A 16,819-nucleotide genomic window follows, 5' to 3' on the forward strand; every position below is an offset into this window, starting at 1 on the left:
GAACAGCCTCTGCGACAACAATTTCAGCGATCCGGGACCACGCCTGAAACATATCCCTGGATCGCCTGATAAATCACGAACAACGCCGGGAAATCTCCTCCAGCAATGCCGTGATACGCTTATCTGCAAACATCGCCTCCAGCGACAGGTTTAGCTTACGCCGCCAGTTCGGATAAGCCTCTACCGTGCCCGGCACATTAACCGGCGAGGCCATATCCAGCCAGTCTTCGGGTTGTAAACCCAGCAGGGCGCTGGTGCAGTCCGCGAGATACTGATGGATAACCTGGTTAAGTAACAGGCTCATGCGCGGACTGTTTGCCTGAACCCGCCCTTTGGGCTTGAGGTAACCGTGGCGCGTCAGGGTCTGAAGCAACGCCGATCGGGCTGCCCGGCGCTGATGATACAGCCCGGCAAGCACCGCTTTATCAGGATACAACCCCAGTTGGCTCCCCAGTGTCAGATCGTCACTTTGCCACCAGCCACGGAGCGTTGGCATATCGTGAGTGGTGGCTACAGCCATTGCCTGACGCGGCCATGCCGCAGGCGGGCGAAAGCCCTTGTGCGAGTTTTGCTCAAAATAGAGCACCTTATACGAGTAGACGCCAGCATTGTGGAGTTTATCGATAATCGCCTCCGGCACCGTGCCTAAATCCTCACCAATCACCATGCAGCGCTGGCGCTGACTTTCCAGCGCCAGAATAGCGAGCAGATCGTCAATGGGATAGGCGACATACGCGCCTGCGGCGGCCGTTTCTCCTTGCGGAATCCACCACAGTCGCAGCAAAGCCATGACATGATCGATACGTAACGCCCCACAATCGCGCATATTCGCGCGCAGCAACGTAATCCAGGGTTCGTATGCCCGATCATACAAAGATTGCGGATCCATTGGCGGCAGCCCCCAGTTCTGGCCAAGCGGGCCCAGAATATCCGGCGGGGCGCCTGTGCTGGCCGCTAAACAGTAAAGCCCGCGTTGGCTCCAGGTTTCCGATCCCCCTGCGGCGACGCCAACGGCCAAATCGCGATAAAGTCCTGGTGCCATCTGGTGCTGCTGGCACAGGTGCCAACAGGCGGCAAACTGACGCGCCGCCAGCCATTGTAGCCAGAGATAGAAACGAATCTCATCGCCATGTTCAATCCGAAATGCGTGTACGGCGGCCGTATCGGGTTGTTGATAGGCAGTGGGCCACGTTTGCCAGCCGTGACGCAGGGGATCTTCTTCGCGAAGCCAGGCCTGCAGGGCATCGAACAATCCCTGATGCAGCAGACTTTCACCGCCCTCAGCCACAAACGCCTCAAATGCCTCGACCTGACTATCCTCTTTATCACGCTGCATAAACTGCTGCCAGGCAAACCGCAGGGCATCCAGCTTAAGTGATGCCACCGTCGAATAATCGACCCAGGGCGCGTGACGCGCCTGGTGCAGCCTGTGTTGCGTTTCTGCCGACTGCCACCAGCACTGCGCAGCGGCACTCAGGTTAAAGTCCTCAACCTCAGGAACGCTGATATAGAGCACGTTGAGCCAGCGCCGGGAAGACGGGCTATAGGGGCTGGCATCATCAGGTAACGCAGGAAAAAGCGCATGCAGGGGATTCAGCCCCACAAAAGCGCCGCCGCGCATGCCAACCGCCTTCACCATGTCCCGCAGGTCAGCAAAATCGCCGATTCCCCAGTTCTGATCCGATCGTAAAGCGTAGAGCTGGACACAGGTTCCCCAGCGTCTCTCGCCCCGTAGCAAGGCCTCCGGCTCATAGCAACGTGACGGTGTCACTATTATCTGGCACCTCGATTGCTGTGCATCCGCGTTTATCGTCAGAAGATGGTAACCTTCAGGCAGCGCCGGGAGCGTCAAAGACGCCTCAGGCTCGCAGTGCCCTGACCAGCGTTCACCCGATTCGCCCTCCAGGTGCCAGCGTGCCGGGCCAGCCAGAGAGGGCGTTAAACGGATGGGCAAACCCTGGGTAAAGACGGCGACCGGTGGGATAACGCCAGGGCCAGGGCCCGGCTGCATCGCCGCCAGCAAGCGATCGCGGGTCGATGCAGAAACCTGCCGGACCGCCCCATGCGCATCAACATATTCAGTGGCTACCCTGCCGATCCCGGCCGGATAATGAAGTGGTTTCATGCTGATCCTTAGCGTTTACGCTGCCAGATACGTTGCTGATAGTGACGAATCGACCGGTCGGCGCTGAACATGCTGCAGCGAGCGGTGTTGAGTATCGTGGCGCGCGTCCAGGCCGCTTTATCAGACCACAGTGCTTCAACGCGCTGCTGAGCGTTGAGGTAATGCCGGAAGTCGGCCAGCACCAGATAAGGATCGCCGTTTTTAGCCCCCAGACTGTGCAACAGCAGATCAAAAGCGTGCCGGTCGCCTGCGCTGAACGTACCATCCTCTAGTGACGTTAGCGCCTGGTCGAGCTGGGCGTCTTTTTCGCGCCATTTTGACGGAGCATAGCCAGCGGCCTTGAGGGCGTTAACCTGTTCTACCGTATGACCAAAAATAAAGATATTCTCATCGCCGACCTGTTCAGAAATCTCCACGTTCGCACCATCGAGCGTGCCAATGGTCAGTGCGCCGTTCAGGGCCAGCTTCATGTTGCCGGTGCCCGAGGCCTCTTTGCCCGCCAGTGAAATCTGCTCTGACAGGTCTGCGGCCGGGATAAGCCGTTCTGCCACAGAGACGTTGTAGTCGGGAATAAACACCACTTTGAGGCGATCGGCCACGCGCGGATCGGTGTTGATGACGTCGGCCACCTTGTTGATGGCAAAAATGATATTTTTAGCCAACGCATAGCCCGGTGCCGCTTTCGCGCCGAAGATCACGACGCGAGGACAGCGGTTCGCCTGAGGATCGCTCACCAGGGTTTGCCATAGGGCGATGGTATGCAGCAAGCTGAGATGCTGACGTTTGTACTCGTGCAGCCGTTTGATTTGCACATCAAACAGGGCCTCGGGATTCACCTTAATCCCGGTGCGTTGCGCAATCCAGCAGGACAAATCCACTTTATTGCGCTGTTTAATCTCGCGGTACGCCGTGCAAAACTCCGGATTATCCACCTGTTTTTCCAGCCCCTGAAGCGCATCCAAATCGTTGAGCCAGGGCTGATTAAGCGTTTTTCCGATAAGCGCCGCCAGTCGGGGATTACACTGATGAATCCAGCGGCGTGGCGTGATGCCATTGGTGACGTTGTGGAATTTTTCCGGCCACAGGGTGACGTATTCCGGGAACAGATCGTCTTTTACCAGCCGCGAGTGCAGGGCGGCCACGCCGTTTACCGCAAAGCAGGTCACCACGCATAAATTGGCCATGCGCAGCTGCTTACCGTGCACGATGGCCAGTTTCGACCAGACGGCCTTGTTCCCAGGCCACTGCCGGTTAACCGCCTCTTTGAGCTGGGTATTGATGGCGTTAACAATCTCCATGTGCCGCGGAAGCAGGCTGCGCACGATGTGAGTATCCCAACACTCCAGCGCTTCCGGCATCAGCGTATGGTTGGTGTAGGCAAAGGTGCGCTGGGTAAGGTGCCAGGCGTCCTGCCAACTGAGCTGATGGTCATCCAGCAATAGCCGCATCAGTTCAGGGATAGCCAGCGTTGGGTGCGTATCATTCAGCTGGATCACCTCATGATCCGGCAGGGTTTCAATGGCACGGCCCGCCAGACGGTGACGACGAAGAATGTCTGCCAGCGAACAGGCGCACTGAAAATACTGCTGCATCAGGCGCAGTTTTTTTCCTGCCTGATGGTTGTCGTTGGGGTAAAGCACTTTGGTCAGTTTTTCCGCATTAATGCCTTGCTTTTCCGCCCGTAAAAAAGCGCCGCCGTTAAACGTTTTGAGATCGAAAGGGTGCGCATGTTTTGCCTGCCACAGCCGCAGAGGCTGCGTTAGGCCATTCTCAAAGCCCACGACCGGCAGATCCCAGGCTTCGCCCTCCAGTTGAAACGCAGGCTGCCAGTGCGTTTTGCCATTCTCTGCCACGACTTTGCCGCCCAGGCCTACCTGCACCGTTAGCGCAGCATTATGTGTAAACCAGGGATAGCGGTCGCGCTGCCAGTCGTCGGGCAGTTCATCCTGTTCACCTTCGACAAAGCGCTGACGAAACAGGCCATATTGGTAGTTCAGGCCATAGCCTGTTGCGGGCTGACCTACCGTGGCCATCGCGTCCAGAAAACAGGCCGCCAGCCTACCCAGTCCGCCATTGCCCAGCGCCGGATCGCTCTCGCTTTCCAGCACCTCGCTCAGCGAAACATCCCACTGCTTCAGGGCCGTATTAACGCCGTCGAACCACCCTAAGTTGAGCAGGTTGTTGCCGGTCAGCCGCCCGGTGAGAAACTCCATAGAGAGGTAATTCACATGGCGCAAATCGCCGGATGCCGGGCGGGCGGGCAGCGCGTTGAGCATTTCTGCCAGCGCGCCGCTCAGAGCCTGCCACCACTGATATGGCGTCATTTCTCCTGCATCATGCAGGCCAAAGCGTTGCCACTGGCGCGTCAGCGCAGCGTCAAAACGGGAACGATCAAAAGGGTGCTGTGTCATAGCCGGGTGTCCTGTCGACAAAGAATGGGAATGAGGATGAGTCTGCCCTTGCGCGCGGAATCGCTCATCCTCCTGGCAAAAGTTCCGTCAGGATGAGGGCAAGGGAGGAGACGGTGAGGCAAGTCTGAAAATTTCACTTAAGTGTGATTAGACTCGCTTTTGTGAAGATTCGCTAAAGCGTCCGCTTGCTTTATCAGGAGGGATAGCTGAACGTGTGAGGAATAATTACGAAGCGTAAAAAAATGATGCGCCAGACGTTAACGGAGAAGCGTGCGTACATGTTAATCCCCTCTAAACTCAGCCGTCCTGTCCGCCATGAAGCCACGGTGAAACGGGAGCGGCTGATACGAAAACTTTCCGCTGCAGGTAACTACCGCCTGGTGCTGGTAACCAGTCCTGCAGGCTATGGCAAAACCACCCTGATATCGCAGTGGGCTGCAGACAAAGCCGATTTGGGCTGGTACTCCCTGGATGAAAGTGACAATCAGCCAGAGCGTTTTGCGGACTATTTAATTGCCGCCCTGCAGCAGGCCACGCACGGCAGCTGTAGCCGGAGCGAAGCGCTGGCAAACAAACGGCAGTACGTGAATCTGAATGCGCTGTTTACGCAGATTTTCAATGAGCTTCATGCCTGGCATCAACCGCTGTGGCTGATTATCGATGATTACCATCACATCACCAATCCTGTGATTCATGAAGCGATGCGTTTCTTTTTACGCCATCAACCTGAAAACGTTACCCTGGTGGTGCTTTCGCGTAATCTTCCCCAGTTGGGGATCGCCAACCTGCGCGTTCGCGAGCAGTTGATGGAGTTGAGCAGTCAACAACTGGCGTTTACCCATCAGGAGGCGCAGCAGTTTTTCGATGCCCGCCTGCCTGCGCCGCTGGAGTCCGAAGATGCGGGACGCCTGTGTGATGACGTTGCAGGCTGGGCCACGGCGCTGCAGCTTATCGCGCTCTCGGCCCGACAGGGGGCGGGCGCGGCCCAGCACTCCGCGCGTCGCCTGTCAGGGATCAATGCCAGCCACTTAACCGATTATCTGGTTGAGGAAGTGCTGGATAACGTCAGTCTGACCACGCGCCATTTTCTGCTGAAAAGTTCGCTGTTGCGTTCACTTAACGCGCCGCTGATTACCCAGGTGACAGGCGAGGATAACGGCCAGTGCTGGCTGGAAGACATTGAGCGGCAGGGGCTGTTTCTGCAGCGGATGGATGACTCCGGCCAGTGGTTTAGCTATCACCCTCTGTTTGGCAGTTTCCTGCAACAGCGTTGCCAGTGGGAACTGGCTGCCGAACTTCCGGCGCTGCATCGGGCGGCGGCAACCAGCTGGATGGCTCAGGGCTTCCCGAGCGAGGCGATTCATCATGCGCGTGCTTCCGGTGACGCGGAGATGCTGCGTGATGTGTTAACCGAGCACGCATGGTCGCTGTTTAATCAAAGCGAGCTGCCTTTACTGGAGTCCTCGCTGAATGCACTGCCTTGGGCGATGCGGCTCGATAATCCCAGCCTGGTGTTGTTACAGGCCTGGCTGATGCAAAGCCAACACCGCTACGCAGAGGTGAACAGCCTGCTGGCCCGATTTGAGCAGGAAAGCCAGTGCGAAATTGATGCGGTATTACGCGGTGAATTTAACGCGTTACTGGCGCAGGTCGCCATTAACGATGGCAATGCCGATGAGGCGGAACGCCTGGCGATGCTGGCGCTGAATACGCTGCCTGAGAGCCGCCACTACAGCCGTATCGTGGCAACCTCGGTACATGGCGAAGTCATGCACTGTAAAGGCGAGCTGAGTAACTCGCTGGAGTTGATGCGCCAGACAGAGCAAATGGCGCGGCGGGATGAAGCCTGGCACTATGTGCTCTGGAGCCTGATCCAGCAAAGCGAAATTTTGTTTGCTCAAGGCTTCCTGCAAACGGCGTACGAGACTCAGGAGCGGGCCTTCGTGCTGGTCAAAGAGCAGCATCTTTCGCACTTTCCGCTGCATGAGTTTCTGTTGCGTATCCGCGCCCAGCTGCTGTGGGCCTGGGGCAGGCTGGATGAAGCCGAGCAGGCGGCACGCGAGGGCATGAAAGTGCTGCAGGGTTATCAGCCTCAGCAGCAAATACAGTGCCTGGGCTTATTGGTGCAAAGCGCAATTGCCCGGGGCAACCTGGACAACGCACGCAGCCTGTTGAACCGGCTGGAAAACCTGCTAAACAACGGCCGCTGGCACAATGACTGGCTCGCCAATGCCGATAAGGTCAGAGTGCTGTACTGGCAAATGACCGGCGATACGCAAAGCGCCAGTGAGTGGCTGCGTCAGACACCTAAACCGGCCTGCGCCAATAACCATTTTTTGCAGGGCCAGTGGCGAAACGTGGCACGGGCACAGATTTTGCTCGGGCATTACACGCAGGCAGAAGTGATTCTCGACGAGCTTAATGAAAATGCGCGCCCCCTGCAGTTGATGAGCGATCTCAACCGTAATGTACTGCTGCTGAACCAGATTTACTGGGAAACCGATCAGCGTGCCAAAGCGCAGCATGCGTTGCTGGATGCGCTCCGGCTGGCCCGCAGCACGGGGTTCATTAGCCACTTTGTGGTGCAGGGCGAATCCATGGCGCAACAGCTGCGTCAGTTATTGCAGTTGAATACCCTTGATGAGCTGGATAACCACCGCGCGCGCCGCATCCTTAACGAGATCAATAAGTATCATCGTCACAAATTTGCCCATTTTGATGAAGGCTTTGTCAGCCGTTTGCTGAATCATCCTGACGTGCCCGAGCTGATTCGTACCAGTCCGCTAACGCAGCGTGAATGGCAGGTGCTGGGGCTGATCTATTCCGGCTACAGCAACGAGCAGATTGCGGCGGAGCTGGATGTAGCCTCAACCACGATTAAAACCCATATCCGGAATCTTTATCAGAAGCTGGGGATTACGCATCGGGCTGAGGCGATGACTCAGGCGCAGTCGATGCTGAAAATGATGGGTTACGTCTGAGAAAGGCAACAGGCAGCGACGCGCTGCCTGTTCGCGCGGTTTAGTTAACCCGACGTGTATCAGGCATCAGTAACGTGGCAAATCCCAGCAGCGGAAGAAAGCCACAGGCGTTATACACGGTAGTGATACCGTACCCGTCAGCCAGTTTCCCCAGCGCCGCCGCCGCAATCCCGCCAATACCAAACATGGTGCCGAACATAATCCCGGCCACCATCCCGGTACGGCCGGGCAACACTTCCTGCGCGTACACGACCAGCGCGGCAAATGCCGATGAAAAGACCAGGCCGATACAAACGGTCAGCACCACGGTCCAGAACAAATTGGCATGCGGCATGAGCAGCGAGAACGGGATAACACCCAGAAACGAGATCCAGACAACCGCTTTGCGGCCAATGCGATCGCCAATCGGTCCGCCGGCCAGCGTGCCAACCGCGACGGCGGCCAGAAAGGTAAACAGGTAGATCTGCGCCTGCGGAATCGGGAGCTGAAAGCGCTCAACCAGGTAAAAAATGTAGTAGTTACTGATTGAGGCAATATAGGTAAATTTTGCCAGCAGCAGCACGCCAACCACGGACAACGCCACTTTGACGTCCCGCGAAGAAAGCGACCGCAGCGCCTGAAGGTTGTGTTTTTTCATGTGCGCATGGCCGTGTTTCACCGTCCAGCGGCTGATGCCGGAAAGAATAATGACCGCAAACAGCGCAATGATCATCAGCCAGCCGACCGCTATCTGTCCATGCGGAATAATCAGCATCGCCGCCACTAAAGGCGCAAACGCCGTGCCAATATAACCGCCGACCTGAAACGTTGACTGTGCCGTACCAAAGCGGCCGCCCGATGCCATTCTTGCAACCCGCGAGGCTTCCGGGTGAAAGGTTGCAGAGCCAACGCCAATCAGCGCCGAAGCAACCAACACCACGGAGAAGTGCGGGGCCATCGCCAGGAGTCCGATGCCAATCAGGGTCGAAACCATGCCAGACGGCAGCAGCCAGGGTTTGGGATGTTTGTCGGTGTACAGGCCGATCCAGGGCTGCAACAGCGACGCCGTCATCTGATAGATCAGCGTGATCAAACCAATCTGCGCGTAGCTCAGCGTAAAGTTGGTTTTCAGCAAGGGATAAATCGATGGCAGCATGGCCTGGATAAAATCGTTACAGCAGTGGGAAAATGCGACCGCGCCAAGAATCGACACCAGAATCTTCTGGCTGTCGTCAACGGTGGGGGGCAGATCCGGCTGGCTTGATTTTACGTCACTGGTGTAATCAGACATGAAGATTTCCGCTTAAGGCTTTACGTTTATTGACGTATCTTACTCCACGAAAAAATGGCGGTGCTGACAAACGTGCTATTTATGGCAAATTAGTAAAATAATTGTTAATGCTCATAACGTTTTACTCAGACAAACCGACACAGGCTTATCCTTGTACACACCATAGCGCGCGGTTTGTTGATAGCCGTGACGCTGATAAAACGCTACCGCACGGGTATTAACGACGCGGGTAGAAAGGCGAATTGCCTTGTAGCCGCGCGCCCGGGCAAGCTGCTCTAGGGCTGACAGCAGCGCCGCGCCGGTTCCCGCGTGCTGTCGGGTTGAAAACATGCGTTTCAGTTCGGCGGTTTCAGCGGAAACATGCACGAGTGCGCCGCAGCCAACAGCGTTACCCACTTCATCGGTGGCAAGTATCCACAGCGCCCCGTCTGATGGCGTAAAGTGATGGGTTCCGTTGTCGCCGGTTATTGCCAACAGCTCGGCTGACAGGCGGGCCGTCAGCGTCTGTAGCGCGGGTGCGCTGCCGGGGACGATGTCGGTATGAATCATCGAGTCTGCCCCCAACGGCTGCGCAGATAATTCACGGCATCCTGCGTTTGCGGCTGATTCAGGAAATCTTCACGAAACAAGATAGTGCCATCAATCTGCGGGAGGGAATCGTTAAGATCCAGCTGTCTTTTCAGCTCCGGCACGCCACCGTTAATCGTCCATTCAGGCTCATTTTTGGCCGGCACGCCAACTTTATATAAGGCGATACCGATATACAGGCGAGTTTTGGTCGGCTTGACGACGTTAGCCCACCAGTTTGCCAGCACATCATAGCGGGCAGCGCTGCGCGAGAAGGGCCAGTAGATTTGCGGCGCGATATAGTCCAGCAACCCTTCCTGCACCCAACGGCGCGTATCCGCGTAAGATTCATCGTAAGCGGCCGCGCCGCGCGTGTCAGAGCCTGCTGCATCATGTGAGCGGTTGCGCCAGACGCCCGCAGGGCTGACGCCAAATTCTACATTCGGCTTGAGCTGCTTGATGGTGTGGGAAACCTGCTCGATTAACAACTGTGTATTATGTCTGCGCCAGTCTGCTTTGGACGCAAAGCCCTGACCGTATTTAATAAAGGTCTGGCTGTCGTTCAGTGCAGAGCCGGGGGACTCGGCATAGAAGTAATCGTCAAACTGCACACCATCGATGTCATAACGCTTGACCACCTCAGCCACAATACTGGTTATCCAGTCACGGGCATCGGGAATGCCCGGATCGAGCACATAGCGATCCCCCGCGGTACGAATCCAGTCACGATGGAGCACAAATACGCTGGCAGGATGTTGCGACAGCGTGCGGTTTAGCTCGGCTACTGTTGAAGGTTTGGTATTCACCGATACACGGTAGGGATTGAACCAGGCATGTACCCGCATACCGCGCCTGTGCGCTTCATCGAGCATGAACTGCAGCGGGTCAAAGCCCGGATTCTGCCCAATTTTCCCGGTCATCATGTCTGACCAGGGCAGGATTTTAGAGTCCCAGAGCGCGGTTCCGTCAGGTTTAACCTGGAAGAACACCGTGTTGATTCCCAGACTTTTCAGTTTATCCAGCTTATCCGTCAACGCTTTTTTCTGCACCCGGATGCGCACGTCGTCGCTGCTGATATTCACCGAGGCGAGCGGCGGCCAGTCGAGGCGTGAAACGGTGGTGAGCCAGACGCCGCGCATGGGTGCGTTGTGCGGCACCGGTTGAGAAGGCTGCGCAGGTTTGCTGGCGGGCGGAAAAGGCGTAACCAGTGACTTAGGCGGCGTCGAGGCACAGCTGACCAGCAGTAAAGCCGAGGCTAACAGGCCGGGTTTTACCGCCGCGTTAAGGCGGAAAAGATCGCGAAGGCTGATGATGATAAACTCCGTGTAGCGCAGTCCTTGATGCAGGCTATTCTGATCCTATTTGCCGCAAAGTCAATCAACCCTGGCAGCATCAGGTCACGCAGTTTGCCTTACCCGGCGTCTGAACTTTTTATGCTGATGCGTAACCTGAGCAAAGGAGCGATAAATGAAAACATTTAAAGGCAATAAACAGTCATTGCCGGTTCGCTATTGCAGACAGTGCCAGAAACCGATGACATGGCGCAAAAAGTGGGAAAAGTGCTGGGAAGAGGTGCAATATTGCTCCGAGCGCTGCCGTCGGCAGCGGCGAGCCACAAATGCCGATGCCTGAAAGCCGGTAAAATCCTGTGGTTTTGCCTGCGATAACCTCCCATGTAACATTTAGCAAAAGTTATCCTGACATTTACATCACGGTTCCCACGCACCAACGCAATTACTGTACCAGGCTTAAAGAAAAGCCAATAACAGTGATTGTGGAGCAATATGAAAGAGCAAGAGAGCACATCAGGCATTCATACCTATGACGGTGCGGCGGGCGGCTGGGGCGCGTTAAAAGCAGTGGCCGGTGCCATTCGCGGACAGATGGCGGTAACCCAGGATGTCATTGCGCTGTTCAAGGTCAACCAACCTGAAGGGTTTGACTGTCCGGGCTGTGCCTGGCCCGATCCCAAGCATACTTCATCGTTTGAGTTCTGTGAAAACGGCGCAAAAGCGGTTTCCTGGGAAGCGACCAGCAAACGCACCACACCTGAATTTTTTGCGGCGCATACCGTCACCGAGCTATGGGGGCGTAATGCCCATGAGCTTGAAGGCGAGGGCAGACTGACGCATCCGATGAAGTATGATCCCGCCAGCGATACCTATCAGCCCATTGCATGGGAAACGGCCTTTAACGAAATTGGCGAGCGACTGCGGAGTTATCAGGATCCCGACAGCGTGGAGTTTTACACCTCGGGCCGCGCCTCTAACGAAGCGGCGTTTCTCTGGCAGCTGTTTGCCCGCGAGTTTGGGACCAACAATTTCCCCGACTGCTCAAACATGTGCCATGAGCCAACCAGCGTAGGCTTGCCAGAATCCATTGGCATCGGCAAAGGCACGGTGGAGCTGGATGATTTTGACCACTGTGATCTGGTGATTTGCATCGGTCACAATCCTGGAACCAACCATCCCCGCATGCTGGCAACCCTGCAGGAGGTGTCAAAACGCGGTGCCAAAATCGTCGCCATCAACCCACTGCGCGAGCGCGGTCTTGAACGTTTTACCGCGCCACAGAGTCCGGTTCAGATGATAACCCTCAGCTCAACGGAACTCGCCTCAACCTATTATAAAATTCGGGTAGGCGGCGATGCCGCGATGCTGAAAGGCGTGATGAAATGTTTGTTGGCGATGGATGATGAAGCTAAAGCGAACGGCAACCCTGGCATCTTCGATGAGACCTTTATTGAACAACATACGCAAGGCATTGACGCGTTAAAGGCCGATTTGGCTACGACAGACTGGGATCATATCCTGAAAGTGTCCGGTATGACGCGCGAGCAAATCCAGCATATTGCTCACCTTTATGCCAATGCTGAACGCACAATCATTTGCTACGGCATGGGGATTACCCAGCACCAGTATGGAACGCAAAATGTTCAGCAGATTGCCAATCTGCTACTGTTGCGCGGCAATATGGGCAAGAAGGGCGCAGGAATCTGCCCTTTGCGCGGTCACTCTAACGTGCAGGGCGATCGTACCGTTGGCATCACTGAGATTCCCTCCGAAAGCCTGTTGAACAGCCTCGAAAAGGTCTTTGGCTTTAAGCCACCGGCCAAACATGGTCACAGTGCGGTACAGGCCGTTCAGGCGATACGGGATGGCAAAATCAACGCGTTGCTCTGCCTCGGCGGTAACCTGGCCGAAGCGATGTCTGATCCTCAGGTGACGTTCCCTGCCATGCGCAAGCTGGACATGGTCGTGCATATGGCCACCAAGCTGAACCGGTCGCATTTGCTTCTGGCAAAACACAGCTATCTGTTCCCGGTGTTAGGCCGCACAGAGATCGATCGGCAGCAATCCGGCGCGCAGAGCGTCACGGTTGAAGACTCCATGTCGATGGTGCACGCATCACGCGGTACCCTTGATCCTGCCTCACCGCATCTGAAATCCGAACCCGCGCTGGTTGCCGGCCTGGCGAAAGCCACACTGCCGGGCACGGTAGTGGACTGGGACAGCATGATCGCCGATTACAGCCTCATTCGCGACGCCATCGAGAAAGTGGTGCCGGGCTTTGAAAACTTTAATGAGCGCCTCCAGCAGCCTGGCGGGTTTCGTTTACCCAACGGCGCCTCCGAGCGAGTCTGGCACACGTCGTCGGGCAAAGCGCAGTTCCTGGTCATGGAAGGCATCAATGAAGATCCGCGCTCGCTGAAGTGCCACGACCTGGTGTTGACGACATTGCGCAGCCACGACCAATATAACACCACGCTGTACGGCCTTGACGACCGCTATCGCGGAATCAAAGGACGCCGTGATGTGTTGTTTATCAGTGAAAATGAGGCGGAAAAAAACGGTGTCCGCATGGGCGATCGGGTGAATGTGATTGCGCTGGATCCTGACGGAAACCCAACGCATCGTCGTATTGATAATCTCACCATTGCCGTACACGACATGGCTGAAGGTTCGGTCGCAGCTTATTATCCCGAGGCTAACGTACTCATACCGCTGGACAGCTACGACACGAAAAGCGGTATTCCTTCCTATAAAAGCACCCCGGTAATGATGGAACTGGCCCAGACAGAGGCGCCAGCGGATAGCGCAACGCGCCGCTAAGGGTTTTCTGCTGGTCTAAACCAAACCTTAACGAACGGCCATCTGAGTGGAAATCTCTACTCAGATGGCTATACAATCGCCGGGAATTTTACTCATGAGGCAATCAACCTTGGACACAAGTCCCGAACGATTACACCTGGCTTCTGCAGTAAGATAGTCTTCTGGCTGTCTTAACTGCGCGTTAAGATGGCGGCTCAATCTTCCCTCCATAACGTGATGTGCTCTGTGCATCAGCGCCCGCTGTAATCCATTTTATTCATCTTTATTTTTCCGTACTGCGCATACGTGCGTGGCGGAGAGAGGTTTATCATGGACTGGAAAATCTTTTTACTGCGCGTGTCGGCTGCGCTGATTCTTGGCGCGCTGATTGGCAGCGAACGCCAACTGCGCCAACGTATGACCGGCTTGCGTACGAATGCGCTGGTGAGCACCGGCGCCTGCTTGTTTGTTCTTATGACCCAATGTGTGCCGGGCATTGCCAGCGACGCGACGCGCGTTGCCGCCTATGTGGTTTCTGGTATTGGTTTTCTCGGCGGCGGGGTGATTATGCGCGACGGATTAAACGTTCGTGGCCTGAACACTGCCGCCACCTTGTGGTGTACCGCGGCCGTTGGGGTGCTGTGCAGCATGGGATTATTGCTTGAAGCCGCGATTGGCTGCATGGTGATTCTGTGCGCCAATATCCTGCTGCGCGAGCTGGCGCTGGGCATTAATCGTCAGTCCATCGTCTCCGCCGACGAAGCGGTGCAACATTATAAAGTACAAATTGTCTGTCTGGCTCAGGATGAAGTTCAGGTACGCAGCCTGATGCTGCACAGCCTGGGCAACAGCGGCTTGCGCCTGCAGTCGCTCCATAGCGAAGATATGGATCCGCCACATCGTATGGAAGTGAATGCTGAAGTGATGGGACAGCCCAGCATGACCGGACAGCTGGAAAGTCTGGTGAGTCGCATCAGCCTGGAGAAAGGCGTCAGTTCTGTGCGCTGGCAGGTGTGCGGGTTGGATCCGAGTGAAAACGGATAGGGCAAAAAACGGGCGTCGCTACGTGAATTCTGAGGTACGGGCAGGGGAAGTATGGGTCAGAATTGGCGTAGCGTTGTTATCCTGCTTTTAAAATACTTAGCTAAAAACATCCAAAATTTAATTTTTATGTAAAATAAAATGCTGAGGAAAACGCCTTTAAGTATATCTTATTTTGGCATGAGATATCTGAACATAAAATAAAGAGTTAACACCCTCGGGGGGGATGTTAATCTCGCTAATGTTTTTCTTTCTTAATACATTAAAGAGATGTGTTTGTGTTACTAGATGTATATTTTTATATTTTAATGTTGGATGTTGTGTCAATAAATTTCCGTCATTGGGGTGTAATTGCGCAATTCAATTCAGGAGGCTAATGGATTTCCGTATTTAAACAGAGTGTAAACAAAGGGTAGGAAAAAAAATTATCTAATAAGAAATTCATTATGATTTTATTTATTTTGAACATGCTCAAATTAACCATGTTTTAGTTTAACATTTACCAGTCAAGTTTTTGAGCGTTTTAAATTTACGACTCATGAGCGGTTTATATTTTTAATAAATTATAGGTTTGATGTTAAAAAAAGGAAGTTTTTCCGCCACGGCTTCATCATTATAAAGGATACGGAATGTCGCACTTTATACATTCATTCATTTTCTGTTCTACATTCGCATTGAGTACTCTGGCTACCAAAGCCTATTCCTCTGATCATATCAGCGCCTCAGCGTGGAGAGAGACAAAGGAAACTGCCTATCCAACGCTCTGTGATAAACATCAGATTGAATTATTCTCATGCCCTGATAAATCACGGCACACTATTGCATTGTGCATGACTAGAAAAGATGAATTGATAAGCTTTGTCTACCGGCAGCATCGAATAAAGAAAAGCATTCAGCTGAACAGCATCCAACGGGCTATGGATAGCCCGTCAAATGGACCATCTACCATATTGCAAGCTGAAACAGGAAAAGGCTTATTTCGATTTTATCTTGATGGAAATTCTTCAGATTCAGATGAAAATTATCCAGGAGTGGTGACTCTGAACGGAAAGGTCGCTTTCGCATGCATCCACGACCAGAGAACATATCGAACCCCTACATATATTATTAAATCGAAACAAGGTGAAGATGGTCTGGTAAATCTCTGGCATATTAAATTCAATGCTTTTTTTGAAAAAGAACAAAAAGATAATCCAGAATTACATGAAGATAAAATGTATGATCTATGGGGATCATGGCCGGAGTAATCATTTAATTTGTAAGCGAGTGCATTTTAAATTAAGAGTGAATTAAGGATTACTTAAACCGATTATGCCGTTAAGTCAATGATGAGGAAAAAGAGGTCAGTTTTATAAAAACTTATCACACTGTGCTCTGGAACATTATGGTAAAAATCAGGAGCAAACACTCGCCTATTGTTTTAGAACATACCCTGAAATAGAGGGGGGGAATTATGATGTTTTTTATGATACTGGTGGAGAATTGATGTTACCGGAAGATAGTCGTTCTTGCTCGTGGTATAAAGCCTGGTACTCAATTGCCAGAGAAAAGAATGACAGCATACTCTACGGTGTTGCTAAAGAAATAAGTATGCCTTCAATACTCTTTAAAACATCTGATGTTGGTCATTCTTTTTACGCTGTTGAATATGATTTGTTTGATAAAAATTTCAATTATTACCCCAGCTATCACTGCGCCATAAAATAAAAAATTAACAGCAATCTTAAGGAAAAATAATGGAAAAACTAGGTGCCACATCAATTTTTACAGTGTCAGGCTTCGATGCTAACAATGTAGGACATCCAGTTGTAGACGCACATTTCATAGTTGATATGACCTGCTCCCCGTTGATTAATACACCGTGATGTTTGTAATGTCTTCATAAGCCACATGAGGACATCCCCATGAAGAAGCGATTTTCCGACGAACAGATCATCAGTATTCTCCGCGAGGCAGAAGACGGGGTTTCGGCCCGGGAACTCTGTCGCAAGCATGCCATTTCAGATGCCACCTTTTACTCCTGGCGCAAGAAGTTCGGCGGCATGGAAGTTCCCGAAGTGAAGCGGCTCAAGTCGCCTGAAGAGGAGAACGCCCGCCTCAAGAAGCTCCTTGCCGAAGCCATGCTGGATAAGGAGGCACTTCAGGTGGCTCTGGGGCGAAAGTACTGACGACAGACCAGAAGCGGGAAGCCGTGGAGGTCATGTGTGAGGCAATGGGTCTGTCGCAACGCCGTGCCTGCAGTCTGGCTGGTCTGTCCCGTTATTCGGCCCAGCGTCCTGCTGCTGACGCGCAACTGTCTCTACGGATCACAGAGCTGGCACTTGAACGCCGGC

At 53.9% G+C, this 16,819-nt stretch carries 11 protein-coding genes and 1 pseudogene; 7 read left to right on the top strand and 5 right to left on the bottom strand.

Annotation, left to right across the window (positions count from 1 at the left end; all coding sequences use genetic code 11):
- Window positions 1–73: 73 nt before the first annotated feature.
- Window positions 74–2,125, bottom strand: coding sequence for a 4-alpha-glucanotransferase (gene malQ / locus QLG08_RS22660; RefSeq protein ID WP_238493353.1), 2,052 nt, complete (start codon window positions 2,123–2,125; stop codon window positions 74–76).
- Between the two features lie 8 nt (window positions 2,126–2,133).
- Entirely contained in the window at window positions 2,134–4,536 is a 2,403-nt protein-coding gene (malP, locus tag QLG08_RS22665; protein WP_238493354.1) for a maltodextrin phosphorylase, read from the bottom strand.
- A gap of 278 nt (window positions 4,537–4,814) precedes the next feature.
- Between malP and malT the strand changes: the two genes are divergently transcribed.
- Window positions 4,815–7,517 (top strand): HTH-type transcriptional regulator MalT, encoded by a 2,703-nt coding sequence (gene malT, locus QLG08_RS22670; protein ID WP_105087592.1) that lies wholly within the window; start codon window positions 4,815–4,817, stop codon window positions 7,515–7,517.
- A 40-nt stretch (window positions 7,518–7,557) separates the two neighbouring features.
- Here malT and QLG08_RS22675 read toward each other — a convergent pair whose 3' ends face one another.
- From QLG08_RS22675 to QLG08_RS22685, 3 genes are all read right to left on the bottom strand, one after another.
- Window positions 7,558–8,787 carry an MFS transporter gene (locus QLG08_RS22675; RefSeq protein WP_014593725.1) on the bottom strand — a complete coding sequence of 410 codons (1,230 nt, stop codon included), beginning with the start codon at window positions 8,785–8,787 and terminating at the stop codon, window positions 7,558–7,560.
- A gap of 111 nt (window positions 8,788–8,898) precedes the next feature.
- Complete coding sequence (locus QLG08_RS22680; RefSeq protein ID WP_015700295.1) at window positions 8,899–9,336, bottom strand: GNAT family N-acetyltransferase; 438 nt, start codon at window positions 9,334–9,336, stop codon at window positions 8,899–8,901.
- Complete coding sequence (locus QLG08_RS22685) at window positions 9,333–10,667, bottom strand: glycoside hydrolase family 10 protein (RefSeq protein WP_181416451.1); 1,335 nt, start codon at window positions 10,665–10,667, stop codon at window positions 9,333–9,335. The genes QLG08_RS22680 and QLG08_RS22685 overlap by 4 nt, the downstream gene beginning before the upstream one ends.
- 154 nt (window positions 10,668–10,821) lie before the next feature.
- Between QLG08_RS22685 and QLG08_RS22690 the strand changes: the two genes are divergently transcribed.
- The 6 genes and pseudogenes from QLG08_RS22690 to QLG08_RS22715 all read left to right on the top strand — a co-directional run.
- Window positions 10,822–10,986, top strand: coding sequence for a DUF2256 domain-containing protein (locus tag QLG08_RS22690; RefSeq protein WP_128392099.1), 165 nt, complete (start codon window positions 10,822–10,824; stop codon window positions 10,984–10,986).
- A 152-nt stretch (window positions 10,987–11,138) separates the two neighbouring features.
- Window positions 11,139–13,466: an FdhF/YdeP family oxidoreductase gene (locus QLG08_RS22695; RefSeq protein WP_128392098.1), complete on the top strand. Its 2,328-nt coding sequence runs from the start codon at window positions 11,139–11,141 to the stop codon at window positions 13,464–13,466.
- A 309-nt stretch (window positions 13,467–13,775) separates the two neighbouring features.
- Complete coding sequence (locus QLG08_RS22700; RefSeq protein ID WP_014605821.1) at window positions 13,776–14,489, top strand: MgtC/SapB family protein; 714 nt, start codon at window positions 13,776–13,778, stop codon at window positions 14,487–14,489.
- A 626-nt stretch (window positions 14,490–15,115) separates the two neighbouring features.
- Complete coding sequence (locus tag QLG08_RS22705; RefSeq protein ID WP_238493355.1) at window positions 15,116–15,733, top strand: hypothetical protein; 618 nt, start codon at window positions 15,116–15,118, stop codon at window positions 15,731–15,733.
- A 238-nt stretch (window positions 15,734–15,971) separates the two neighbouring features.
- A complete protein-coding gene (locus QLG08_RS22710; RefSeq protein ID WP_146109217.1) occupies window positions 15,972–16,193 on the top strand; it encodes a hypothetical protein in 222 nt (73 codons plus the stop codon).
- 197 nt (window positions 16,194–16,390) lie between these two features.
- Window positions 16,391–16,819: pseudogene (locus QLG08_RS22715) on the top strand (transposase); the annotation flags it as partial.

The sequence above is a fragment of the Pantoea sp. V106_11 genome (assembly GCF_029967885.1).
GTDB lineage: Bacteria > Pseudomonadota > Gammaproteobacteria > Enterobacterales > Enterobacteriaceae > Pantoea > Pantoea ananatis.

What these genes read in the sequence shown, in the direction of transcription:
- malQ (WP_238493353.1), bottom strand. Translation starts at nt 2,125, where the DNA reads ATGAAACCACTTCATTATCCGGCCGGGATCGGCAGGGTAGCCACTGAA.
- malP (WP_238493354.1), bottom strand. Translation starts at nt 4,536, where the DNA reads ATGACACAGCACCCTTTTGATCGTTCCCGTTTTGACGCTGCGCTGACG.
- malT (WP_105087592.1), top strand. Translation starts at nt 4,815, where the DNA reads ATGTTAATCCCCTCTAAACTCAGCCGTCCTGTCCGCCATGAAGCCACG.
- QLG08_RS22675 (WP_014593725.1), bottom strand. Translation starts at nt 8,787, where the DNA reads ATGTCTGATTACACCAGTGACGTAAAATCAAGCCAGCCGGATCTGCCC.
- QLG08_RS22680 (WP_015700295.1), bottom strand. Translation starts at nt 9,336, where the DNA reads ATGATTCATACCGACATCGTCCCCGGCAGCGCACCCGCGCTACAGACG.
- QLG08_RS22690 (WP_128392099.1), top strand. Translation starts at nt 10,822, where the DNA reads ATGAAAACATTTAAAGGCAATAAACAGTCATTGCCGGTTCGCTATTGC.
- QLG08_RS22695 (WP_128392098.1), top strand. Translation starts at nt 11,139, where the DNA reads ATGAAAGAGCAAGAGAGCACATCAGGCATTCATACCTATGACGGTGCG.
- QLG08_RS22700 (WP_014605821.1), top strand. Translation starts at nt 13,776, where the DNA reads ATGGACTGGAAAATCTTTTTACTGCGCGTGTCGGCTGCGCTGATTCTT.
- QLG08_RS22705 (WP_238493355.1), top strand. Translation starts at nt 15,116, where the DNA reads ATGTCGCACTTTATACATTCATTCATTTTCTGTTCTACATTCGCATTG.
- QLG08_RS22710 (WP_146109217.1), top strand. Translation starts at nt 15,972, where the DNA reads ATGTTACCGGAAGATAGTCGTTCTTGCTCGTGGTATAAAGCCTGGTAC.